The 22,152-nt window shown below is 61.3% G+C and carries 20 protein-coding genes and 1 pseudogene; 5 read left to right on the plus strand and 16 right to left on the minus strand.

What is annotated here, in order from left to right; genetic code table 11:
* Positions 1-54: 54 nt before the first annotated feature.
* The 3 genes from ACVOLQ_RS11470 to ACVOLQ_RS11480 all read left to right on the plus strand — a co-directional run bounded on the left by ACVOLQ_RS11470 (position 55) and on the right by ACVOLQ_RS11480 (position 3,927).
* Positions 55-624 (plus strand): hypothetical protein, encoded by a 570-nt coding sequence (locus ACVOLQ_RS11470; protein WP_481528081.1) that lies wholly within the window; start codon positions 55-57, stop codon positions 622-624.
* 632 nt (positions 625-1,256) lie between these two features.
* On the plus strand, positions 1,257-2,411 hold the full coding sequence (locus tag ACVOLQ_RS11475) for a hypothetical protein (protein ID WP_481528082.1): 1,155 nt from the start codon (positions 1,257-1,259) through the stop codon (positions 2,409-2,411).
* A 538-nt stretch (positions 2,412-2,949) separates the two neighbouring features.
* On the plus strand, positions 2,950-3,927 hold the full coding sequence (locus tag ACVOLQ_RS11480) for a dynamin family protein (protein ID WP_481528083.1): 978 nt from the start codon (positions 2,950-2,952) through the stop codon (positions 3,925-3,927).
* A gap of 692 nt (positions 3,928-4,619) precedes the next feature.
* On the opposite strand, the gene ACVOLQ_RS11485 is transcribed toward ACVOLQ_RS11480, so the two are convergent.
* Entirely contained in the window at positions 4,620-6,020 is a 1,401-nt protein-coding gene (locus ACVOLQ_RS11485; RefSeq protein ID WP_481528084.1) for an esterase/lipase family protein, read from the minus strand.
* A gap of 12 nt (positions 6,021-6,032) precedes the next feature.
* Positions 6,033-6,209: pseudogene (locus ACVOLQ_RS11490) on the minus strand (IS30 family transposase); the annotation flags it as partial.
* A gap of 137 nt (positions 6,210-6,346) precedes the next feature.
* Here ACVOLQ_RS11490 and ACVOLQ_RS11495 point away from each other — a divergent pair.
* Complete coding sequence (locus tag ACVOLQ_RS11495) at positions 6,347-7,084, plus strand: enhanced serine sensitivity protein SseB C-terminal domain-containing protein (RefSeq protein WP_481528085.1); 738 nt, start codon at positions 6,347-6,349, stop codon at positions 7,082-7,084.
* 33 nt (positions 7,085-7,117) lie between these two features.
* On the opposite strand, the gene ACVOLQ_RS11500 is transcribed toward ACVOLQ_RS11495, so the two are convergent.
* Complete coding sequence (locus tag ACVOLQ_RS11500; RefSeq protein ID WP_481528086.1) at positions 7,118-7,465, minus strand: hypothetical protein; 348 nt, start codon at positions 7,463-7,465, stop codon at positions 7,118-7,120.
* A gap of 160 nt (positions 7,466-7,625) precedes the next feature.
* On the opposite strand from ACVOLQ_RS11500, the gene ACVOLQ_RS11505 reads away from it, so the two are divergent.
* Positions 7,626-8,471, plus strand: a complete 846-nt coding sequence (locus tag ACVOLQ_RS11505; protein WP_481528087.1) for an 8-oxoguanine DNA glycosylase — start codon at positions 7,626-7,628, stop codon at positions 8,469-8,471.
* Here the strand turns inward: ACVOLQ_RS11505 and ACVOLQ_RS11510 are convergent.
* The 13 genes from ACVOLQ_RS11510 to ACVOLQ_RS11570 all read right to left on the minus strand — a co-directional run bounded on the left by ACVOLQ_RS11510 (position 8,412) and on the right by ACVOLQ_RS11570 (position 22,111).
* On the minus strand, positions 8,412-8,963 hold the full coding sequence (locus ACVOLQ_RS11510) for a nitroreductase family protein (RefSeq protein WP_481528088.1): 552 nt from the start codon (positions 8,961-8,963) through the stop codon (positions 8,412-8,414). The two genes, ACVOLQ_RS11505 and ACVOLQ_RS11510, sit on opposite strands and share 60 nt — an antisense overlap.
* A gap of 100 nt (positions 8,964-9,063) precedes the next feature.
* A complete protein-coding gene (locus tag ACVOLQ_RS11515) occupies positions 9,064-9,669 on the minus strand; it encodes a 7-cyano-7-deazaguanine synthase (protein WP_481528089.1) in 606 nt (201 codons plus the stop codon).
* A complete protein-coding gene (locus ACVOLQ_RS11520; protein WP_481528090.1) occupies positions 9,666-10,871 on the minus strand; it encodes a PfkB family carbohydrate kinase in 1,206 nt (401 codons plus the stop codon). The genes ACVOLQ_RS11515 and ACVOLQ_RS11520 overlap by 4 nt, the downstream gene beginning before the upstream one ends.
* 11 nt (positions 10,872-10,882) lie before the next feature.
* Positions 10,883-11,218 (minus strand): hypothetical protein, encoded by a 336-nt coding sequence (locus ACVOLQ_RS11525; protein WP_290889879.1) that lies wholly within the window; start codon positions 11,216-11,218, stop codon positions 10,883-10,885.
* 65 nt (positions 11,219-11,283) lie between these two features.
* Positions 11,284-12,171, minus strand: coding sequence for a hypothetical protein (locus ACVOLQ_RS11530; RefSeq protein ID WP_481528091.1), 888 nt, complete (start codon positions 12,169-12,171; stop codon positions 11,284-11,286).
* Positions 12,172-12,839: 668 nt separating this feature from the next.
* Positions 12,840-13,748, minus strand: coding sequence for a hypothetical protein (locus ACVOLQ_RS11535; protein WP_481528092.1), 909 nt, complete (start codon positions 13,746-13,748; stop codon positions 12,840-12,842).
* On the minus strand, positions 13,745-13,912 hold the full coding sequence (locus ACVOLQ_RS11540) for a hypothetical protein (protein WP_481528093.1): 168 nt from the start codon (positions 13,910-13,912) through the stop codon (positions 13,745-13,747). Before ACVOLQ_RS11540 ends, ACVOLQ_RS11535 begins: the two co-directional genes overlap by 4 nt.
* 229 nt (positions 13,913-14,141) lie before the next feature.
* On the minus strand, positions 14,142-15,038 hold the full coding sequence (locus ACVOLQ_RS11545) for a ComEC/Rec2 family competence protein (protein ID WP_481528094.1): 897 nt from the start codon (positions 15,036-15,038) through the stop codon (positions 14,142-14,144).
* A gap of 107 nt (positions 15,039-15,145) precedes the next feature.
* Positions 15,146-16,546 carry a phospholipase effector Tle1 domain-containing protein gene (locus ACVOLQ_RS11550; RefSeq protein WP_481528095.1) on the minus strand — a complete coding sequence of 467 codons (1,401 nt, stop codon included), beginning with the start codon at positions 16,544-16,546 and terminating at the stop codon, positions 15,146-15,148.
* Between the two features lie 93 nt (positions 16,547-16,639).
* Complete coding sequence (locus ACVOLQ_RS11555) at positions 16,640-17,389, minus strand: hypothetical protein (protein WP_454259260.1); 750 nt, start codon at positions 17,387-17,389, stop codon at positions 16,640-16,642.
* The gene (locus tag ACVOLQ_RS11560) at positions 17,386-18,444 is read right to left on the minus strand and encodes a ComEC/Rec2 family competence protein (RefSeq protein ID WP_481528096.1); all 1,059 of its coding nucleotides are present in this window, start codon (positions 18,442-18,444) and stop codon (positions 17,386-17,388) included. The genes ACVOLQ_RS11555 and ACVOLQ_RS11560 overlap by 4 nt, the downstream gene beginning before the upstream one ends.
* A 425-nt stretch (positions 18,445-18,869) precedes the next feature.
* A complete protein-coding gene (locus ACVOLQ_RS11565; protein WP_481528097.1) occupies positions 18,870-19,931 on the minus strand; it encodes a patatin-like phospholipase family protein in 1,062 nt (353 codons plus the stop codon).
* Positions 19,931-22,111 (minus strand): ThiF family adenylyltransferase, encoded by a 2,181-nt coding sequence (locus ACVOLQ_RS11570; protein ID WP_481528098.1) that lies wholly within the window; start codon positions 22,109-22,111, stop codon positions 19,931-19,933. Before ACVOLQ_RS11570 ends, ACVOLQ_RS11565 begins: the two co-directional genes overlap by 1 nt.
* Positions 22,112-22,152 lie beyond the last annotated feature (41 nt).

Below are 22,152 nucleotides of genomic sequence, written 5' to 3' on the forward strand. Positions count from 1 at the left end.
CGGAAAGTTGCTGTTTGCGGGCGACGGCTTCATCAATTTTTCGAGGAAATGGAAATGGCAACTGAAGTCACTCCGCGAGCAATCGAACAGATCAAGATCGCCGCGCGCCGTCTAGGAAAAAGCCTGCCCGGCGGCAACCTCACACACACGGAACTTCTGAACCTCTGTTCTCACGCGTTCTTGGGAGTCTCCAGTTATGAGGAGGCGGTACGGGCGTCAGAGAAGGTTATTTCACGTCGGCAAGACGGCGGAACTCCATTGCCCAAAGAGTTTGGCAGTCCAACGGCGATGAAAGGCGACTGGTTTTTCTATCCCGACTCCCAAGTCGTGTGCTTTGAAGGAGAATTTTCGCCTTACTTCATCCGGCTCAGCAGGCTCAATAGTGCAGCCGAATTTTTGGACTTCTGCCTTCAAATTCAGAAGAAGAAATGGCCAAAAGAGGCTGTAAAAGAGCACAGAATTTCAGCCACTTATCAGGTGGATGAATTCATCGAACTAATGAATGAGCTCTGTCACTACTATTTTGGCAGTTCAGTGCAGGGTCTCTATTGTCCTTCAGGGGTTCCGAAACAAGTCGACTGGAGCGCGGCGATAGAAAGCAGGAAGTTGGAGAGTCGGCAATAGCGCCTAGTAGACCGCGTTGACCCCAGTCAGGCTCTTGGTCACCGCCTGCGTATCGAACGATCCGAGGTCCGCCTCGGATCGTTCGCTCCCAGTCGTTGACGGCCAATAACGGACGTCCTAAGCCGACCGGCGAAGCGGCTTCGGCTTGAATGAATTGCTAGAACTCAACTACCTCAACCGCGCCGCTGCCGACGCCCTCGGATATCTGCAGACACTCCGGTACGCGATGGATGAAGACTCCCTCGTTTGCCGCCTGCCCTTGCGGAGTCTCAGCTCTGAGGGGACTCCAAACCGCCCGAAAGCGTTGTCGGCTAGTCGGCGGAGAGAGGTTGATCGGTCACAACTGGACGCAGCCTCATGCAAATCTCGCTTTCGTTCAGAATCGGGTCTTTATGACCGGTACTGTCCCGCGGTCCGCCATAACAGGAACGATGACGCTGTGAACGATTGCACGCAGTTTCAGCGCACTTGGAATCCTGGTAGCAGAGGGCATACACTACCCACGGCGCCCGCCTTGCTTGCACACGAGCAAAAACCGGCCGTATCCCCTGATCGATTCTTCTTCTGGCCAGCTGCCGGGGACTTAAACGTGTGCGCCTGACCCGGATCGGCTTGGCCATCGAGGACGAGTCATGACCATAAAGCAATATGCGTTTCACCTCCATGGACACCTTCGGGCGCAGGCTTTTGCCTCACTCACCCGCAGCCAGGTCCATGAGCTGTTGGCGGCAGCCGCCGGATTTGCTACCCATGCAGCCTTCCTTCACCAAGCCGTCTGGTGCGATGTGGACTGGCGCGACACCGGTCTCACGCCGCATAAGGACCGGATCATCCAGCGATGTCTGGACTTTGGCATGTCACCCGATGAGGCGGAGCGCACAGCCCAGGGCTTGACTAGCTTCCTCGATACATCCGGCTATGCGCCGATTCGCTTCGAGGAGCTGATTGATGCGCTTGCGAGCGAAGAAGACGACTGGCTGGATACTGACAAGCCAGGTTCGGCGGTCGTCGCCAGATGGGTGTCGACCGACTTGGTCCATCGCATGTCGCAAGGCTTTGATGCATTGCTAAGCGAGCTTCCCTTGCTGCTAAGGGGATTGGAGGCGGCCACCTCACGCGGCATAGGTGCTGCACATCTAGCGACCGCCTACATACTTGAGGCATATGGACGGCTGCCAGAGGAGGATGACCGCCGCTTCGGTCGCGAACTGCGTAGGCATGGCCAGTGGTCGGTCGAGCCAGTGCGCTTCGCCGAAATCGCCGCAGGCACAGACAGATTTGTTCAGGTTGTGGCCAAACATCGGTACCACCTTCTGGCCGCGGCAAGGGGCGGGGTTAGACATGCGTTGCTGCTCACCGCAGAACGTTACGGCGATCCTGGTGCGCTCGAACTTGAGCCATCGGATGAAATGGATCCGTACGCCATGGTTGACTTGGCCGATACGCACGGTCGACCCGAACTGGCCTATCAATGGTTAACTGTTCTCGCACGCGACGGCAATGTATCTGCCATGCGCACGCTTATCGAACACCGGGAAGAGTCCCCCTTCCGTGCTTGGGTCTGGATGCACCTATCACGGATGCTAGATCAGGACCTGAGCCAAGACAGACATGAAGCAATCAACGATGACGGAACACCTTATGACGATGATGTCGGCGGGCCAATGTATGTCGGGGGTTTTGACGGAATCAGATTGGCACCCATCTCAGGAACGGAAAATAGGCGCGCAGAAGAAGAGGCTGCTCAACTTTTCGCGGTAATCGAAGAGCGCTGCGAATCAACCTGATCAAATGGGTTTATGGGCGGGCTCCAGCAAAAGGGGGCTCGTCCAACCCTTCGCATAGAGGTTCGCTATGCGAAGGCCTTGCCAAAGAGAACTATTGAGACCGCCAATCAGCGCAGGGCACCCCTGTTCTGCTGTGAAGCGGTCCAGCGCCATCTTCACGTCAAGACCTGATCCGGAGCAATGCCTCCGGAAAGCCCACGAAGATCAAACCCGCGCTTCCTTGATCAACCTTCGGCGACAGTTGTGCACTACCTCGAACTCGTAAGAACTGTTATCACGCTGGTGGTTGTTGCGACTGATAGAGCTGAAGCACCGGGCCGAATTGACGTGACTGGAGGCATTTGACGGCTTCGACTTCTAAGGCAGAGCCGCTCCGCAATCTCTTCCAGAGAGACAGAGGGTTGCAAGGATGTAGCAAATGCCCGGGCGACCTTCTAAAGGTTTCCACTTTTTTGGCCGATAATACAACCAGCGGGAACCGAGCTAAGGCCCGTGTTGTGCCGCTGGGTCGGACAATCAACAAGGATGTGTTGTGCGCATGCGTAACAAAACAGCTGCAAACGCTGGGGTACCAGCGGGTGATGTGTTCACGCTAGCGGTAGCCGGTACGGTCAGTGCAGGCAAGACAACGGTGCTCAATGCACTACTTGGGCGTGAGCTACTGCACTCAAGCAATGAGCCGGCTACGGCCAGCCACACCGTTCTTCGTCACCGGCCCCACGCACCTCGCGTGGTCTGCGGTAGTTACAGCCGCAATGGCGCACTGGTCGACTTCCATCGTGGCATGAATGCCGCGCTTTACCGGCGATGGAATGCGCACGCCCAGGTGGCACGCATCCATGTATCCGGCAATCTTGGGTATGTAGCCGGTGCTCGCGGCAAGCTGGATCTGCACGACCTTCCCGGGGCCAATAACAGCCTGGACAGCGAGCACTGGCACCTTGCGACTGGAGCCCTAGCCACCGTGCCATGGCGACTGCTCTGCTTCGTGCTGGACGCCACCGCACCGGGGACTACCGACGAGCATGCGCTTCTACAGCACGTCCACGCCATTTCCGCTTCACGCCCCCAGGGCAGGTTGTTGTTCCTCCTTAACAAGGTTGATGAAGTGGACCCCAACAGTGATGGGCCGCTGGAAACCGTAGTTCACAATGCCCGACAGCGGCTGTCACGGTTGGGGTTTGATGCCCCCTGGGTGGTACCCACCATGGCGCGGGTTGGGCTAGTGGCACGGATGAAGATGGCTGGCGCTGCCGTGTCTGCGCGCCAGTCCATGCACTACCAGACTATGGTGCCGCTACTCCCGGCGAGTGCACAGGCCCTGGCGGCCGCTGCCCACGTGCCGGAGCGCGCGCGTTCGCGTCTGCTGCAGCAGGTGCAGGCTCCGCACTGGAACGCCTTTCATGAAAGCCCGCCACTTCGGCAACTTCCCCGTTCCCTGCTTGCCGCTTCGGTCATTGCCAGCGGTATCAGCGCGATGGAAGACATCATTCACCACTGCCTTGCCCACCCGTGAGTGCCATGACCCAAGTAGACATCATCCACAATCCTTTCACTGTTGAAACCACCTTCCTGATTGATGGGGTGGAGCTGACAGACGGTGCGCGCCTACACCGCTGCACTAGGCTGCGCATGCAGCTTTGGGTGGACCAGCTGTTCCAAGACCTGAAGACCATGTTCAACGGATACGACACCTTCAATGTGAGCTTCACCGGCGTAGAGCCGGACTTCCGCGACTTGGAAGCAGCTGACAGATTCAGAAGTGAGTGCGACCAACCAGAAGTCCCTGCGAATGCCCGCCCACCCAGCGGTTCGAGGCTGACCGCGGCCAGCGGACGCTCGGGTACACGCCCCGGCCCCAGAACCGATCCAGGAACCCTGCCGGCCAGGCCAAAGGCACAGCGGCACCCCGTCGCTTCCCGCCTTGCAAGGGATGCCCGTGGTTTCCCGCCGGCAGTCCCCTCTGGCCGAGGTCTCGCTGGGCACGACCTGGTCGGGCGTGTCGGCGTGCCGGCCCGGCAGCACCGGGCGAGGGCTGCAGGGAATGACGCTCTACAGCGCGCTCGCCGCGGTTTACATGGATTTCGTCGGCATCACGCATGGATCCGTCGGGATTCTGTGGTGGCCTGCGGCCGCGCCGCATGTCGTCGTGGCGATCCTGCTGGCCGGGCGCTCGCCAGGAAGTAGCCGGACCCCCACGGGTCTTGATCACCGGTCGATGCTGAGCAGGGCGTGCAGCAGGTTGTCCTGGAAGCTGGTGTTGCCGGTCAGCTGGTCGTGGGCGACGCAGAGGAAAAACGCGTAGTCATGGGGGAAGTGGCTGTACGCATGGCGCTGACGGGACGGGTCAAGCACATCGCGCGCCAGCAGCGAGGCCTTGGTGACCGTACCGTCACCGGGCTCCAGCATCAGCCGGTCGTAATCAACGCCAGGCAGCGGCCTCCTTATTTCGCCTGGATCGAGCCGCAGCACGGTTTCTCCCGCCACTTCTTCGGCCAGCATTCGCGCCGGCGTCAGTTCGCAGTCTCCACCGAACACGATGGGTTCAATACCTGGCGTCGGCTCGGGAACCGAAAGCGCCCAGGTAAAGCGGCGCGCGCGCTCGAGGTGGTGGCCCAGATATCGCTCCAGCGTGGCAAGGTACCGTTCGGGATCGTCCCCGGAATGATGCTTGCGGATGCGCGCGCGCACCTCGGGGTCGAACACCGCCCATTCGAACCGGCGCCAGATCGTGACATCGAAAAGATCCCTGTCCAGTGGCCGGCCGTCGTGGCCAATCAGCCAAGTGTTGAGCGCATGCGGGAACAGCTGGTAGAGCGACGGCATGGTCATGAGGACTTCGGGCATCATGCTCCCGAAGACCACTTTCCGGCCTACGATCATGCCGTGCAGCGCACCGACCGAACCGAAGTTCGGCGTGCCGAGCAGGACCATCCTGCGAATCCGCAGGGCTCCGGCCTGCGTGACGACGAACTGATTGCCGTCCAGCAGGTCGACGGCGCCATAGCGGGCGTAGTAGCGGGCGATCAATCCGCCGTTGGAATGTGCGATCAGGTCGACCTGCAGGCCAGGATCGCCGTGGTCGGCGCGAATCCGCGCAAGCAGCGCATCCAGCGCACGGACGCTGTCGATGTTGTCCTGCCGCCAATCGTAGGTGAAGACGTAGTAGTGCCGGCCGGCCGGCGGCGGCGCGCCAACCTTGGCGCGGCGGTAACCGCCACCCTGTTCAAGGGTGCGCAGCAGGGCTCCGTAGAAATCGAGCCCGGCGGCACCCTCGAAGATGTCGGTGGGCCGCAGGCCATCGTCGCGCGGCCGCAGGCTTACCGGGTCGATCGGCAGGGCGAGATCGTCGTAGTCCGACAGGGCTAGCCGACCCACGCCACCCGGCCAGCGCTCGCGGCCTTCGGAATCGGCCAGGCGCGCGCCAAGCACGCCATGTATGACGACCACGGGGGGCTGTTGGCTGCCTGTATCAGCGTAGAGCCGCGCAAAATCGGGCCTCGTCGTCTGGCTGCAGCCGGCCAGCATAAGCAGCAAGAAGACGCAAAGCCGTGCCATCCCTGAATCGCCCCGGGCTTCATAGACACCAACGGACTTTGTTGTTTTCAACAGACGGCAGTCTCAATCGGTCGACGCAACACACTCGCTCAGCCGATAGGCCGGCGTTCTGAAGCCCAAGGTTTCCCTGGGACGCTGATACGAGCTTAATGCAATCTTGTTTAGCGCGGCTTGGGAATGGACCGACAGGTCCGTTCCGTGCGGCAGGTACTGCCGCAGCAATCCGTTGGCGTAGTCGTGAATGAAACTGAACACAAAGAAAAGATCAAGGCGCGAAGTCACAAGTGCGTGCGACTGGGTAATGCAGCGGACCACTCCCGCAGCTGGACAGGTTGCGCGAAAATATGGGCCCCTAGTTGCTTGCTCGTGCTCGGCGTATGCGCACTCCTTCGTCGCAACTCAATCGTTTGCTCGAGGCATCGATCGCAGACAAGCGATTGGAGCCGGAGTTCTTCCGAGCACTGCTCGACGCGCGCGTGTTTGCCCACGCGCCGTTGGCTGACACGACCGGTCGTCTTCGGCTCATCCAGTTCAATGCCCCGGACGGAGAGCTGTTACTTCCCTTCTTTTCCGACATGGGAAAGGCCAAGGCCGCAGGCCGTGGTCGCGTCCGGATCGTGGAGTTGAGTGGTCGACAGCTCTTCGAGCTCTCGCTCGGCGCCACCCTCATCCTCAATCCCAACAACCACTGGTGCAAGCTCTACCCCGAAGAGGTTCGCGTGCTCCTCGCGAACGGGACAATGGCCGTCGTGGAGACTGACGACTACGCGGGTGGGCCGAAGATTGCCGTGGATCATCCCGTGGATGTTCCCGACGCGCTGCTCGCTACCTTTCGGCAGATCCTGGCCAAGCTTCCCTACGTGGAAGAGGCCTACCTGGTCGACATGCGGCTTGAGCCCCATCTGGATCACCCCAACTGGGTGGTCGCCGTCACAACGTCCAAGGCCCAGGCAGACCGCGCCTGTCGGGCGATCCTGGCTGAACTGCAGTCCCAGCCCCAGTTGACCACCGTCCCGTTGAGCCTAATGGCCTTGCTTCCCGAGAACCCGGTTCCCGACTGGAAGCTGGCGCTGAACCCTGCGCCCTTCTATCGGCGGACCCCAAGCGAGAGCTAGCGCTGGCGGCGCCGATGCAGGGCGCGACGCGCCTCAGGCGCCAGCCGCGGCGGTATCCGCAGGGGAGGTCGCCAGCAGAGCATCAATGAGGGCGCCGACCGCCAATGCGGCATCGGGACTGGCCACGAGCAGTTGGGTGAGCTTTCCCTCCAGCTCCCCGGCCACCCTGCCGGGTCCGCGCCCCGCCTGGGTCCTGGCTGCAACTTGCTGTGCATATTTGCATACCCGCAGTGCATTGCCGTCCAGCCGCTTGAAGTCGCCTGCGCAGATGCGGCTGACCTGGGACGGATGGATGTCCAAAGCCTCGCCAATGGCGGTTTGCGTGATGACTCGGGCTGACAAAAGTCGCGCAATGAGCTGCAGGTAACGGTCTCGATTCATGTTGACATTGTGCAAACTTGCAATAGACTGTGCAAGAGCGAAAGAGCCCTCCGCTGCCGGACTCGATTCGGCATGCGAGGATGGTCCTGGCGCCGCCCGCGCGTTGTGATGGCCGGGCGGTGAGAGGCAACGGAATTGCCGGAAGGTGTGGGGAGAAGCCATGCAGCGCGCTTGCGTGATGCTGGGATCGGTGAACGTCAACATCGAGCTTCCGGAGCCGGAGGCTGAAGTGATGCCGGGCGTCCGTTGGGGCGACGTCGCCGCCTTCCCCACTCCGGCCTACTGGGCCTACCAGGTCATGGCTCGCCGCATTGAGCGCAATGCCATCCGCTATCGCCTGGGGACCAGCCTCAAGGAAGAAGTCGGCGCCTGCCTGCTAGGCGGGCACGGCATACCTGCCAAAGTCGGTGTTGTGGCCTTCGAGCACCTGCGCCGCCGCGGCGCCTTCGCTGACCAGCCGCCGCCGGCGGAGACACTCCTCGCGTGGCTCTCCGAGCCCATGCCGATGGAAGACCGCTCCATCCGCTACCGCTTCGCCGGCCAGAAGGCCCGGTACCTGTCGGCCGCCCTGGAGACCTTGGCCGCGGAGGCCGCGCCTCAGCAGTCTGGGCGCATCCTGCGCGACTGGCTCACCAAGATTCCCGGCATCGGTTTCAAGACCGCATCGTGGGTCGCCCGCAATTGGCTGGACGCTGATGATGTGGCGATCCTGGACATCCATATCCTGCGCGCCGGCGTGCTTGCCGGGTTTTTCGATGCCGAGCTGACGGTCGAGCGTCACTACCGCGAACTGGAGGATCAGTTCCTGGCGTTCAGCGCGGGGCTGGGCGTCCGCGCCTCTGAGCTCGATGCGTTGATGTGGTACGAGATGATGGCGTCGCGGAACTCAGTTGCGCAGATCCTCTCTGCGATGCCGGAGAGCGCCTTCAAGGCTCGGCACGCGCCGTCACGGCCGCCGGCCAACCCAGAGCACCCCCACGCCCGCCAGCTGGCCCTGATCCGCTAAGCGCGCTGCCCAGGCCTGGCCGGTCATGCCGAGCAGGCACGTGCCCAGGCCCAAGCCGGCGGCGACCGCCACCAGATAGCCCTGGAGCACCCCAGCGTCTCGCCACACGACGCTCTGCGCATTCTCGTACTTGGCTTCCGTCTTGCCCGGCTCTGCCACCAACCAGAGCAGCGTCGCCTCCGGGTCAGCCACGATCGATCGCGCCTGCTCGACGAGGCCTTCTAGCATCGGCATCTGGTCCGCGAGATCGTGCAGACCATGACGGACACCGTCGTACCGCCCCCACGCGCCGGTCTGCGGATCAAATGCGAGCACGTGGATGGGATGGATTGCTCCTCCCGACGGTGCGGGCCGACGCTCGAGCTCGAACCCCAAGGGAGACGGGGCCCACGCGAGACGGCGCTGGCTGTGCCAGAGCAGCGCTCCGAGTGATTCGACCGGCAAGGCCTTGAGCTCCCGGACACTGCGCCGCTGCGCCAGCGCCTCAAACATCGGGGGGCCGCCGCCTTCGGCAGGCTGCGGGAGGGCCACGAAGGTGCCATGGGGCCACACATACGGCGTGTAAGGCTGGACCTGCGGCCGTGGCCGCGGCTCAGGCAGTGGAGTCCACGTCATCGCCGAGCTCCCGCCATACCTCGAAGTACTTGTTGCAACCGCGGCACTGGCCGCAGGCAACGTGCGAGCGATGACAGCTGTGCGCCCAAGCGAGCAGCGAGCGTGGAATGCCCGATTGCCGCACCAGCTCCACAGTGGTCAGGCCGATGGCTGGTGCGCGCACGGTCAGTCCGCCCTCTTGCACCCGCATGACCTGATCCATGGCCGCCATAAAAGCGGGAGTGCCGTCTTGATGTGTACCGTCAGAGGCCACGGCGCCCACGAGCAACGCTTCGGCGCCGCGCGATACCGCGCGCATGCCGGCCAGGGTGATCAGCAACTGGTTGCGGTAGGGCCACCAGTCGCTGGCCGGGGCCAATTCATCGGCGGGCTGTCCGGCCATATCGCCCGAACCCAGGGCACGGCAATCCACGGTGATGACCTCGTGGGGTATCTCCAGTTGGAGACAGACCGCCCGCGCGGCCTGGATCTCCGCGGCCGCGGCGAGTTGGCCGTAGTCGATCGTCAACGCCAGAGCGGGCCGAAGCCACCACGCCACAGAAATGGAGTCCATACCTCCCGAGAGAAGCAGCGCTTGCGTCACAACGCCGCTCCCACCCAGACCGTGCGATAGATGGCGGACGTGAAATCGGCGACTAGGTGACACGCCGAACCTTCCATCATCTTCAGGTCCTCGCGCTTCTCCTGCTCGCAGTACACAACGACGGGCCGGTCGAGGGCCCGGGCGTAACCGATCTCGTACAGCGTGCCCGCATCCAGGCCATCCACGATGGCCAACACCAGGTCGCAGTCCTTGATCGCCTGAAGATCCTTGTCGACCACGTCTTCCGCCGAGCCGTGGCCGACGTCGTGGTACGGCGAGAACACCTTCAGGCCCATCTGCTGCAGCGCCTCACGCGCTTGGGTCACCACCCAGAGCTGGGCGAGGGTGAAGAACGGGCCGGCAAGGTACACGGTCGGTCGCCACCCGTCTCGGAACCGTTCGGATGCCGTCAGCGCCATCGGGCTGAACTTGGCCAGCGTGGGGGCCGTCGCAAAGATGCGGTTCTCACAGTAGTAGGCCGTGGCACGAGAGGCTTGGTCCGCGGCGCCGACGGGGTCCAGCCCCAATGCCATCCAGGCGTGAGCGAACGTCGCCGCGAACACGTCGCCGCTGCCGATCTTCCACACGCCCAGCGTGTCGTAGGCCGGAACATGGTGAACCCGCCCCTGATCCCACACCAAGGCCCCCAAGGGGCCGCGCTTGATCACCACCACCTCGGCATTCTCTTGCTGGGCCAAGGCCTCGGCCATTCGCTCCGGGGTATCGGCACGCCCCAGCAGCGCCGTTGCCTCGTGGCGATTGATCACCAAGGCAAGACGCTCGGCGGTGGAGCCCGAGGCACGGAACGATTCCGGGTGCTCGACGTTCTGCGGGTCGTAGACAACCTGTTTGGCGTGCACCGTGGCCTGCGTCTCCAGCATACCGAACTGCAGGACCCGCTCGGCCTCCACCAGGAGTGTTGGTGGCGGCGTGGGAGGCCGGTGGATAACGGGCCTGGAGAGCCAATGGGTGTAGTGGAATCCGGCGACATCGGCTACGGCCGTGGCCCGCAACTCGAACCCCTCGAGGGCTGCGGCGCCTTCGATGATGGGACCAGACAGGTCACACAGGCAGCAATGCAGTCGTGTCTCCCCGCCCAGTGCGGCGATGACGCTGGCGCCTCGGCCCGCGGAACCCAGGTAGCGGTCCCAGCGGGGGTGCATGCAAAGCTCGCGGTAGACGCCGCCGACGACCTCGATCACCGGAAGCGCGCTCAGGTGCCCGGGACCGGGGCGATGCGCACCGTCACCAAGCCGCCGTTCACGGTGCGCACGGTCGCGGTGTACTGGGTGCCCTGTGTCAGGCATTCGCGCAGCCGCTGGACGCTCGGATCGGCGATGCCGCCGGCCACCTGGCCCTGGTGTGTGAGCACCACCGTGCTGACGCCACCGACTTGGGCCAATGCGACGTTGAGGATGGCGCCCCGGACCAGATCCTTGATCACGTCGGCCTTGGGCGAGCTGATCTGTGTTTCGATCACCAAGGCGTCGCAGGCCACGGCCGTGTCGCGAAATCCGCCCCCGTAACCACTCCCGCTCGATCCCGTCATGTCGACTTCCTCCAAATGAGCCTAGGCCCGCCCACCCATCGAGGGCGGCCCGGGGCACTTCTCAGTTACAACGCCTCATCACCGTCGACGCGGCCATCGGGCGGGTTCGTCGCCGCCTCGGGCGCAGGGTCGGTTCCAGCCGACTCCCGGCCCAAGGTGCCTTGGGCGGTCTCTCCCAACGCACAGGGTCGCTGCTCAAACACCAACCCCTGATCCGTGCTCCGGCCGACCGCAACCATGTCGTCCGTGAGACGACGGACGCGCTCGCCACCGAAGGCGCAGGCATCGTTGGGATACATTTCAAAATGGTACGTGAAGCGGCGGGCGGTCGTGGTCAACACCCCGTTGTAGGAGTGCTGGCCGATGTCGAAAATAACTGCGGTGGTCAGCGCCAACGCAAAGACACCGACCAGGCGGATGAGCACCTTGTCCGTGTTCACCGGTTTGGCGTCGGTTCCCGAGCCAAACCGCCAGCGCAGTACGCCCCAAACGCTCTCGATGACAAACCAAACGAACACGCCCACGACCACCAGCATGGTTCCCGCGGTAAGCAGGAACCCAGCCATCAATGGCGCCAGGAAAGTGACGGCATAACTCAGGTGCTCGGGATCAATGCCTGTCGCTTCTTTCACCGTCACAGAAGCTAGCGCCATGGAGACCGCAACAACCATGGTCGCGCCCAAGGTGCCGACGATCTTGCCCAGCGGCCACTCCCAGGCACGTAGCGCCGCGTGGTAGAGGTCGAGCAGGAACGCTGCCGTCAACATAATCCCGCCCGCGGCCATCAGCCCAAAGATCAGCCGGTCCGGGCCCGAGACCTGGATCAGGAGTGCTGAGACCCCCACCGTGCTCCCACCGACGGTAAAGATGCGCAGCGGTCGCGATGCGGTTTCCCACCACGCGCGAAGGGATGCCGAAAGCCTTGAGCGCACCGACGATGTTGCTACTTCCATCCCACGTCCTCGCAAATTGGTTAGGGCCTTTCCAGGTCAACGGCAGTTCGAGCACCGCCCGGACGCTCGAAGATTAGCGACCGCACGACGGGACGGTGGTGGCGCAGTCCAAAGTTGCGCGCACCCCTGCGCCTGCGTCTTGTTGGTCGAGATGGCATAGGGCGATTCCGAAAGTCAGGCCCAGCCAAAGTTCTTCTTCAGGAACTCCAGGAGATCCGCATGCCTCTGCCAGGGGGGGGTGAGGTCGTGGGTGACTAGCGTTGCCGCCATGCTGCGCTCCTGGGTGTCCGTCGTATTCACTGAGCGCTCAGAATGCATGTGCCCGGGATCAGATTAGTTGAAGAGTTCTCAAGCAGTTTTGAGGACCCCATTGCCGGCTTCGCGCCCCTACGGGTGGGCGCTGCCGCAACCCTGTACTTTTCCAGTCAATCTGGGAACGGCCCGGGTGGCAAGGCATTCACATGAGGAGTTGCGCACGTCGGCAACAACTTCGACCTCTTCGATACGAACTGGCTCCGAGCAGAGTTGGAACGCATAGTTAAGGAGAAACATCAGACAGTAGACGAACTCGCAGCGATCCAGTTGTTCCTTGCCCCATTGAGCAATCGCCGAGCCGGGCGGGACGAATGAGCTGACCACGGCAGATCGCCGGCTGCCAGCACGCGGTCCTAGGGCGGAGGTGGTTCTGCCCTGGCATCATGGTGGAAGGGTTCGCCAGGCATCAGGCGAAAGTTGGCCTCCTCCGCGGGAAGACCGTTGCGCCGCAGGAGTTCTATCGCCGCCCCCTTTTTTGCCAGGTCGTCCAACATCGCCTCCTCGACCTTTTCCAAGTGCGACAGCATGTGGATGAATCCCTGCATAACCTCGTCGCAACCCTCACGAAGGTCCGCCTTGGACGCATCAGCGGATCGGATGTTCAAGGTTTGAATACCCGAATGCGCGGCCTGTGAGTTCCTCAACGTGTTGACGAGCGCCATGTGGTCCATGGCGCAATGATCGAACTCTAGGCACAGATGGAAGGGGTGCGCCAGTGAGCCTACCAGGGAGATCAAGTGCGGCTTCTTACCGTTCTCTTTTTTGCACGTGGTGCAAGGCGCCTCCAGCAGTTGTCCCAGTGCCTTCTTCATGTATCTAGATTCGGGAAACTGGGTGCAGTAGAGCAGCTGCTTGATCGTGGTTTCGCACATTCGTGCGGTGTAGAGGACCACCTCGTTGTACAGCCTGAGCCGCTCGATTTCGGCATCGATCGGGTCGTCCTGCGCCGAGGGCACCGTGCAGTAATCATAGTAGGCGTTCACAACCCGGGCTAGGATCAGGGCTATCGACCCGCCGCTAAACGTGAAGGGGTTGGTGTACCCGCCTTTGGTCGTGACGTCCGCATTCGACAGCAGCGGCAGTTGACCTTCCTGCTTCAGCCAAGCCCGCATCTCCCGCGCCAGCGGAATGAAGTTGATGCCGACCAGTTTATGGCCTTCCCAACGGAATGCCTGGGGTCGATAGCCCCACTCCTGGTGTGACCCATGCCAATCCCGGTGTGGCGGGCGCTGATCCTTACGAGAGCCCTCGTTCGTCGTCACGGGCCATTAGCTTCCGTAGACAGCAGCCAGAGTCCTCGCGCTAGCAGCTCATCGACATCATGCTGGAGCTGGATCACGTCCGGATCCACTTCGCCCAGGGACTCATGGACGGTGTGCAGCCGAGTGACCGTGTCAATTTTCTCTTGAAGCGTAAGGCGGGCCATGGTGGCTCCTCGGGGGGCGCGGTGTTGGCACGGACGGCGGCTGGAGTGTTACGCCGCAGCCTGCTGGAACGGCGCTACCTCCCCCCTTTCGACCAGACATATTTGCGCTGGGGAGTAGAGATAGAGCGGCTAGAATTCGGCTCTCGGACGGGAAGCACATGGTCACCCTTAGGTGGGGCCGGACGTCCAGCATCCGCGTCACCTGCCCGCGGGCCGCGGGACGTCGGGTTCACAGCGTGTACTTGGTCTCAGCCGTGAGGCTCCCCAAATAGTTATCGGGACCATCGACCTTCCGATCGTCGAGCTCGGGTCCTTCATAGTTGGGATTGCTCACGAAGAAGTGGATCTGATCGGCATCGCATTCCATAGTGATATCACCGGCCGAATTCTGTGTAATGGTCTGATAGCCAGTGTAGTAATTGAGGTGGCGCGACGGAGCTTCTCCGAGAATGATTATCTGCGGATCGAGCTTTTCAAGCCACGAATGCGGAATCTTTCCCGAGTCACGCCCATGATGAGCAGCGAAGACGACAGTTGTCTTCTTTAGATCGATGTCCTCGGTAATGTCCTCCATGAACTCAGTCTCCAGGTCGCCCAGCCACATCACACTGGTATTGCCGATGGAGTATCGAAGCACTGCCGAGGTGTTGTTGTAGCTTTCGCCCGCGTCACAGGCCGCAAGCGCCTCTTTGAACCAAGCATTGTCAAGATCCGGCCAGAGCACACTGATCCCTGACGACCCCCTTGAATCGTCACCTTGATTCATCCACTTGCGCACGCATCCCTTCGAAATATAGAAGGCCTTCTTGGCGTCGTCGCGCAGTTGGCAATAGCGCTTGAAGGATTTCGTATCTGTGTCCTTGACCGCTTGATTTTTTACCACGTAGAAGTTCCGTATCGGCCAGGCGTCATCAAGTAAATGAAGGCCGCCGAAATGGTCCTCATCCGGATGCGTACAGATGAAGCGATAGATACCTTTGCTTGCAGACTGAGTCTTGATCTCATCAATAATCGTCGCAGCGTTCTGGTCACTAAGGTCACAGTCGATGACCGTAAAGTTGTCTGACCCATGGATGATGTAGAACATGTCCCCATTACCCACGGCAAAGCTCTTTATTACGCTCACTCGAATCTCCTTGGCGCCAACGACTTCTTCATCGGGTCACTTTTTGGTCAAGATGCAATGTATAGACAAGTCCATGGCCAGCACTGTTCTGCCTGTGCTGCTGCCGGCTATGGGTAGTAGTGCTGCACGCTGAGATGATGGCGCAACGCTTCCGGGCGATAGGGGATCTTTCGATCGCAATCTAGTATGCAGGTGGCATTAAAACGCTCATATACCGACGGATCCAGTTCTGCCTCGGGGTTGATCTGGCGAGGCTCGTTGGGCCAGGGAACTATTCGCGCCCACCAAGGACCTTGCTGCTGGGAAAATATCTCGGAGTGCTGGGTGCCGTGCGGATCTGGGTGCAGATGGAGCTTGCTCCAATCGACCAGTAGCGGATGAGTCAGTGCTACTGCCTCGCTAGCCATCCACATCAGCGCAACATCCGACAGCCGCGACTCGTCCTCCGGATAGCTTCCGCCGACGTCAGAGTGATTGCCGGCAAACCATCGTTGCTTGAACCTCTTCTCTTCAGCTTGTTGCCTATTGAGCGTTCCGCCCCACGTCACGCGCCCGAACTGCGACCGCGTCTCATCGATCGCCAAGGCGTGTCGGACTTGCGGTATTCGAGGATCGAGGAATCGATCGTAGTTATCCGAGTTCCACAACGCAAAATGCCAACGAGAGCCCATTCCATGGACGTCTGATGGCAGCCATCGGATTGTGGAGTGGATGTAGGTAAACGCTACGCCGAGCAAGCCGGCACCCAGAAGAGCGCCAAAGACAGCCTCGAAGTTCCACTCCAACCACGCAGAGCTGATCCAGCTGAGGGCGGCTGTGACAACGGCCATCGCGATCATGCCTGCAGATCCCAAGGCAATCCGTGCCGGCCAAGGCAACCCGAGTGCCGCAACCGCATCAAACACGCCGATGAACTCCGGATACACGTCGCCTCGGGCGGAGTTCTCTCCAGCCTGGTACTTCAGGCGGAAGCGATGCGCCAATGCCTCTCGCTGGGCCTCATACTTATTCCGCGGTCTTCCGGCGCCATGCTCATATACGCGTACGACGGCCTCCTTGGCTATTGCGCGAAGCTTCCGCCCTGCTCGAGGCAGCGGCCTCCCTTGCCCGTCTGTCGTCGGTACGCCACACAGATTGAGTACATTTGCCAGAGAGCGCACGGTGTAGCCGCCTCGGCTGAATCCGAAAAGAAAAATCCTGTCTCCAGGCTCATATCGCTTCAGGATGGCCTCATAGCATTCGATAACGTTGCTGCTGAAGCCGAGTCCTACGGCCAAACCTGCAATCGATTTCAGCCTCTGCCACAGGCTCAGGCGAATATCGCCACCCGCCATGGCTGTACCGAGCCCCGGGTCGTAGAACGCCACCTGTTCGGCGGGGTCAATTGGACTGTCCGGCCCCACACGAGTAGCGCGATACAGCTTGTAGATGTTGCTCAGTTGCTGGTCCGGACGGACTCCGCCGGCTTGTCCGGTACCATCCGCAAAAATCAAGATGTTCTTTGGCATGAAATGGACCTCCACAAACGCAGTATCAATACAGCGTGTGCGCGTGCTGACGTAACGAATGATTTGGCCTGCACGAGATCGTTATCAACTCGCCTAACGTGCATCCTTAGGTTGAGCAAGAAAGGACTCGCAGCTAAGTATCAGTTCCCGGCCATAAGCTTGAGAAGCATCCCAGACAGCCCCTCGTGTGACGGCAAGAAGCATATAGCCAGCGTGTGCGACCGCAACGATCAAAACCAAGCCCACCCTGCTACCTACAGGGCCAGCTGTATCGAATCCCAATCGCCAGAGAAACAGCAGGCAAACGCCGACGACGATGGCGTTTAGCCATAGCGCGATAGTTTTGACGCCAAGAAGATTCCTGCGAAACCCATACGTAATGTTTTCCGCGAATAGGATGGAGAACCGCTTCGAATCGCGAGTGTTCTGGCGGAGCCACGCCCCACACTGATCGTAGAAGCCATCTGCGGCCGACTTATCCAGCAGCTCAACCTCTGCATCGGGCGCTTGTACCCCGAGCTGGTCGGCCAAGAATGTTCGGTACCGATCCTTCAAACCAGAATCTATGGTTTTGTCACTTCTCCGAAACATGGTGATCGATGGCAGGCCGCCATGGTCAGCATATAGTCGGCGCTCGAGCTTTCGGCCGCGTGCGCGCGAAAGGTCCGCGATCGCGAACATGAGCGCAAGCATGCCAATAGACGCGATGGCGTTAGATAATCCAAGTGTGCTCCATGAAACCAGCAATGCAATGGCTGCAAGCGCCGGAGCTGCCGCGATGACGGCCGGGAAAAGCCGTGCACGGATGGAGTACGCGTCAAAGAACTTAGTTGGCTCCATCAAGGCGCTTCCACTTCATCAGCGAAGGGTTCCGCAGTTGCCGGAACTGCACCAGCATGGCCGCCGCCTTTTGACCATGACAGCCATTTTTCTCGAGTCGAGAAAACCGCGAATCCTCGCCGCATGAATGCGTTTGTGACTTGAGCTCGGGGATATTCAGTCTTGCTTGACCCCACTGAGCAAATTGCGGACCCGATGATTGTCCCCTTGGTCCGCTTTGGTCCGAGCCACCGATCCAGGACAGAAGGGGTAACGTTGCGCCTGCTTCCATGGTGTGGGACCTGCACGAATACTGGCCTAGCGAGGCCAAGCTGATGACCGTAATCGGCGGCTTCCGTTAACCCCAAGGGGCCGACGTCGGCCGTTAGCAGGACAGCATCTCCATCGAGCGCGGAGTACTGCACAACGCTACTTTCGTTGGATGCACTTGTCACCGAGTTGTTCGCAAGTGTTTCAATGTCCCAGGTCTCAAGAACTCTCTTGGCTTGGGCGAGCAAGGACTTAAGCAGTGGCACGGAGAGTGAAGCCGTCGCTTCGGTTGTGTATCTGTCCGGTGTCTTCCCGAAATCTGGTATCGAGTTGACATAGCGGTCCTTGGTCGGCGAAAGGACTGTGAACGCTCCGATCACTTGCCCCTGAAACACTTCGTGAATGACGGTGCCCTTGCGAGTTGCTAGCGTCTCAATTTCAACCAGGTATGGATGCCGCTCTTTGATGTCGTCAATCAGCCCTTGGAGCGTGAAGTTTCCGTGGAAATGGTGAAGAATCTGGTCAGCGTAGAGCCATGGTCGGTTCATCCACAAATGCTCGACTTCAAACCTCTCCATCACCCCCACCAGGCCAGCTGCGTGATCGTTGTCCGCATGCGAAAGCACCATGTGGTTGATGCGATAGCCTGGATAGTACGTGTCTATGTGATTGATGATTGTCTGAGCAGTTTTTGTGCTACCGCCATCGACAACATGTAGCCAATATCCGGTACCAGCCTCGCCGTACCTAATTACGATGGCATCCCCAGACCCTTCCCCTACGGGCAAGAAGTCAATCTCAAAGTCCATCCCTTTCCCCTGCTTCGATGGTTCAATCAGTCCGTGCGTCAGTTGTGTGCGCAGCTCAGGCATCGACTTTAGGCACAACTGCTGCGGAGCTTCGGGTCTGTGACCTCCCACTTTCAAGTTACGGCTTCCGCGGCAATTCCGGCCATGTGAGTTCCACTTGCCGCCTATCTGCTAATTCGGAAGCAAATCGGTTCCTCCCTGAATCCCAGGTTTGTCCTTTAGAGCAGGCTATCGGGGCCAATCCAACGAACAGTTGGGGAATCCCTCAAGTGTCACCCCGGGTTAGGCAGTAGGCCGGTCGCAGCAATGGTTGCGATCCTCGGTTCCCACGTGTCCGACCCCGGGACTAGACTTTCCAGTCCTGTGCGCACCTGTGTCGGATGTTCGTCCGTGCAGGCACGCAGTGGTTATTCCGCCCCAGCCCACTAAGCCCCCAGGCCGTTTTCGGCGGCTTCTGCGCCGTGGCGCACCAAGTCGTCGAACTCCGTCAAGTTGAGGCGACGAAGCGTCGTGGGGAAGGCCTTGGCGCGATCCGCCAGGGCCGCGTCCATCCCCTGTACTTGGCAGCCAATGAATACGAAGCCCCCTCGCTCGGGGGCTTGCTGTATGTAATTTACGAACGTTCGCACCCGCAGTGCGCGAGCTTGGTCAGACATGATGTCGGCCACGCGCTTGAGACGGAAAGGATTGATTGCGCGGCCGAGGGCATTGCTACCAAGGGGAAGCCCGGCATCGGAGACCAGGATGTAAAGGTCTTCCACCTTGGCGGCGTTACGTCCGGCATCGAAGTACGGCTCAAGGCCGAGGTTGTCGTAGACCCCGCCGTCGTATAGATGGATCGTTTGAAAGAGCGGTGGCACCGGGGCTTCGCTCCCCTTCGGGGCATCCCATTCGCGCTTGTTCCAGGTGAACTTGCTCGTCTCAATACTCAGCGGGCCGAAGCCGCCCGGGAACGCCGCGGAAACCGCCATCGCGTCCGCGAACGGATAGCGCCGCGCATCCGCGTAGCCGGTGAGATAGTCGCCGAGATCATGGCGTTTAAAGCGGAATCGACGACCATTCTCGGCATTGGTGCCGTTGATGGACCATTCCGGGCATGCGGGCAGGTCCCCTAGGGGCATCTTGGCGCCCCACTCGTGCTTTAGCGCCGCCGCGAGCAGGTTGGCGCGCGAGGCGATGAAGCGCCAGTTCCGCGGTCGGACCAATTGCCGGAGGGCGCCCCACTGCAAGCTTCGTCGAGAGAGACTGACTCGCAACCTAGGCAGAATCTCATCGAGAAACGCCTGCGAGCTCGGCCATTTGAGGTCGTTCTCCAACAGCACCAGGCCGACGATGAGGCTGCCGCCAGACACGCTCGACAGATGCGAGACGCGCTCGAGGAGGCCCTGCTCTGCCATGCGACGCAGCACGCCGAGGTGAAAGGCCATGGCGCGGATCCCTCCGCCAGAGAGCACGAGGGCGATGTCTTTCGTCGGAGGCCACCGCATTAGCCGACGGCTCCCGAGAGCACCCGGATGTCGTTCTCGCCGACGATCAGCTGCACCCCGGGCAGGCCATCTGCATCCATGCCCAATGCCAGGTGGATCAGTTGGTACACGTCGTCCGAGCTGGGCGCCGCCGAGTGGCCCCGAGGGTGGCTGTGCCATTCACCGACATACCCGACGACCCCGGCTGTGCGGCGCGATGCCTCCCCGACGGCCTCCTTCAGACCGTCGACACCACGTTCGAACGATCCTGCCGTACTGGTGCTGTCGGCCGGCGCCGGAAGCGCGGCCACCAGGACCAGCGCCCGGACGGTGAAGTCGTAGTAGCCCAGCAGTACCCCGCCAGTCTCGTTCGGTAGGGCACCAATGCGCAAAGTGCGAAGTTCCTGCTCCAGGCCGGCATCCAGATAAACCTGCAGGTCTCCGACCTCAAACGATCGCTCCTGGAAGGTCGGGACGTCGTGGACGTCCACGCCGCCATCCGCCCGGCGGTTCCAAACCCGGATCGCCGCGCCCTCTTGCGCCCTGAAGCGGGGCAGATCGTCGGCCAGTAGGCTTGCCATGAGCATCACCCGCGAATAGGGCAGCACCATGGATATATCACGACACCCCGCGCCGCTCCAGAATGCACCGAGGTGGCCTCCCAGATGCTCGCGACCCCAGTCGCTTTGAATGATGGCGCGGTAGTACTGCGCCTCAAGGGTTCGCAAGCGGATCGATCTCGCCACATCTTCTACCAAGGCAATCGCGCTGCCGGCGCTGGGCGTGAAGAAGGCAGACACATGTCGCGCCACACCTTCCAGGGTGCTCGCGTACCGGGGGTAATCCAGCGACGCCGATGCATCGACGACCCAGTCGGCCGTCCGCAGGGCCCCAAGGACGTCCTTGCGCTGCGGATCGCTGGCGCTCGCCACCAGCGAAGTCATCGGACCGGCTCCATGGTCGGCCCACGCCTGCAACAGGGCGACGGCCGCGGCCTTCGATTGGCCGATTTGATCTGCTTCCGCGGTATGACGCGACAAGTTGTGAGGACGAATGTGATCCTTATCTACGACCGTCCACAGGCCGTATCCCGCGCGGCCCCACAGCATCGCGAGCGCGCTTCCCAGCGATCCCGCACCGACGAGTACGCCCGAGGGATCGTCGTTGGAGGCCAAGCCAGACTGGGCGCGGGCAAGGTGGGGCGTGTTCTCGTTGAGGACCTCCAGGGGCTGCACGAGCAGGTCACGCCAGGTCGTTGGCGGCTGTTGGCCGAGAACACCGATGGCGCTGAAGATCTTGCCCTCGTGGCGCATCAACGCTCCGGTGGCTAGGCCGATTTCCAGCGCATCCTCCGTCAGCACGAATGCGCGATGATCGATGCGCTCTGGAGCGGCACCTTCCTCGCGGCACAAAGGAACATGGAGCAAGATGACGGTGAATGCGTTCTCGGTGGGAGTGACGACCCCCTGCGCATCGACCAAGGCTTGGAGCTGAGGTGTCAACGCCGAAAGCAGCGATGCCCCGCGCATCACGACCAAGTCCTCAAGTTGACCGAGCGTAGCCGGATTCAACTCGACGGCGCCGCCGACGATCGGCGACAAGGTGAGATCCACCAGCAGGCCGGTCGCACGCGCTTCGGAAGTCTTGGGGGTCAGGCGCAGGGTGTCGCCGCCGTCGGGCCGGCTGGCGGCACGAACCAGCATGAACTTCGTGCCCTGGCTGACAAGTGCATCGAAGTTCCACGGCAACACCAGCTCGTACTTCGAGGTGAAAAACAGACGGTCAAGCGGCTGGTCCGCCAAGTGCAGTTCGCCGCGTGCGTTCTTTTCCATCCACCACTGGATGCGGCGGAGGAACTGCTGCGGCGTCCACGTGCGCAGCACGGTCTCCGGGGGTTCAAAGTACAGACACAGCTGCGCGGGGGAGCCCTGCGGCTCCTGGTGCTGGTGCGCAAGGCGCGGAAACCCCTTGCGCAATGCGTACACCATGGGAAGCGCGCCAGGTTCGTCGGTGACCACGATCGCGAGTCGCTCCTGGAACTTCAGGCCGTACGCATTGTGCTTTGGCACGCCGTGGGTCTGGACGTCGACAAGCACGGCCTCGCGGGCCACGCGGTCCTTAGGCGGGAACCGCAACCAGCCTACGGGTACGAAGTCGCGGTGGCGCAACATCGCTTCCTGGAGGGCGATGGCGCGTGCCAAGGTCAGAGCTTCCGGACCCGCGAGTACCTTACCTAGGTCCA

Source organism: Stenotrophomonas sp. STEN031 (assembly GCF_056759975.1).

Excerpts from the sequence above, each read along its gene's own strand:
- ACVOLQ_RS11505 (WP_481528087.1), top strand. The coding sequence starts at position 7,626 with ATGCAGCGCGCTTGCGTGATGCTGGGATCGGTGAACGTCAACATCGAG.
- ACVOLQ_RS11530 (WP_481528091.1), bottom strand. The coding sequence starts at position 12,171 with ATGGAAGTAGCAACATCGTCGGTGCGCTCAAGGCTTTCGGCATCCCTT.
- ACVOLQ_RS11480 (WP_481528083.1), top strand. The coding sequence starts at position 2,950 with ATGCGTAACAAAACAGCTGCAAACGCTGGGGTACCAGCGGGTGATGTG.
- ACVOLQ_RS11470 (WP_481528081.1), top strand. The coding sequence starts at position 55 with ATGGCAACTGAAGTCACTCCGCGAGCAATCGAACAGATCAAGATCGCC.
- ACVOLQ_RS11560 (WP_481528096.1), bottom strand. The coding sequence starts at position 18,444 with ATGGACTTTGAGATTGACTTCTTGCCCGTAGGGGAAGGGTCTGGGGAT.
- ACVOLQ_RS11550 (WP_481528095.1), bottom strand. The coding sequence starts at position 16,546 with ATGCCAAAGAACATCTTGATTTTTGCGGATGGTACCGGACAAGCCGGC.
- ACVOLQ_RS11565 (WP_481528097.1), bottom strand. The coding sequence starts at position 19,931 with ATGCGGTGGCCTCCGACGAAAGACATCGCCCTCGTGCTCTCTGGCGGA.
- ACVOLQ_RS11540 (WP_481528093.1), bottom strand. The coding sequence starts at position 13,912 with ATGGCCCGCCTTACGCTTCAAGAGAAAATTGACACGGTCACTCGGCTG.
- ACVOLQ_RS11495 (WP_481528085.1), top strand. The coding sequence starts at position 6,347 with ATGCGCACTCCTTCGTCGCAACTCAATCGTTTGCTCGAGGCATCGATC.
- ACVOLQ_RS11475 (WP_481528082.1), top strand. The coding sequence starts at position 1,257 with ATGACCATAAAGCAATATGCGTTTCACCTCCATGGACACCTTCGGGCG.
- ACVOLQ_RS11500 (WP_481528086.1), bottom strand. The coding sequence starts at position 7,465 with ATGAATCGAGACCGTTACCTGCAGCTCATTGCGCGACTTTTGTCAGCC.
- ACVOLQ_RS11510 (WP_481528088.1), bottom strand. The coding sequence starts at position 8,963 with ATGTTTGAGGCGCTGGCGCAGCGGCGCAGTGTCCGGGAGCTCAAGGCC.
- ACVOLQ_RS11525 (WP_290889879.1), bottom strand. The coding sequence starts at position 11,218 with ATGACGGGATCGAGCGGGAGTGGTTACGGGGGCGGATTTCGCGACACG.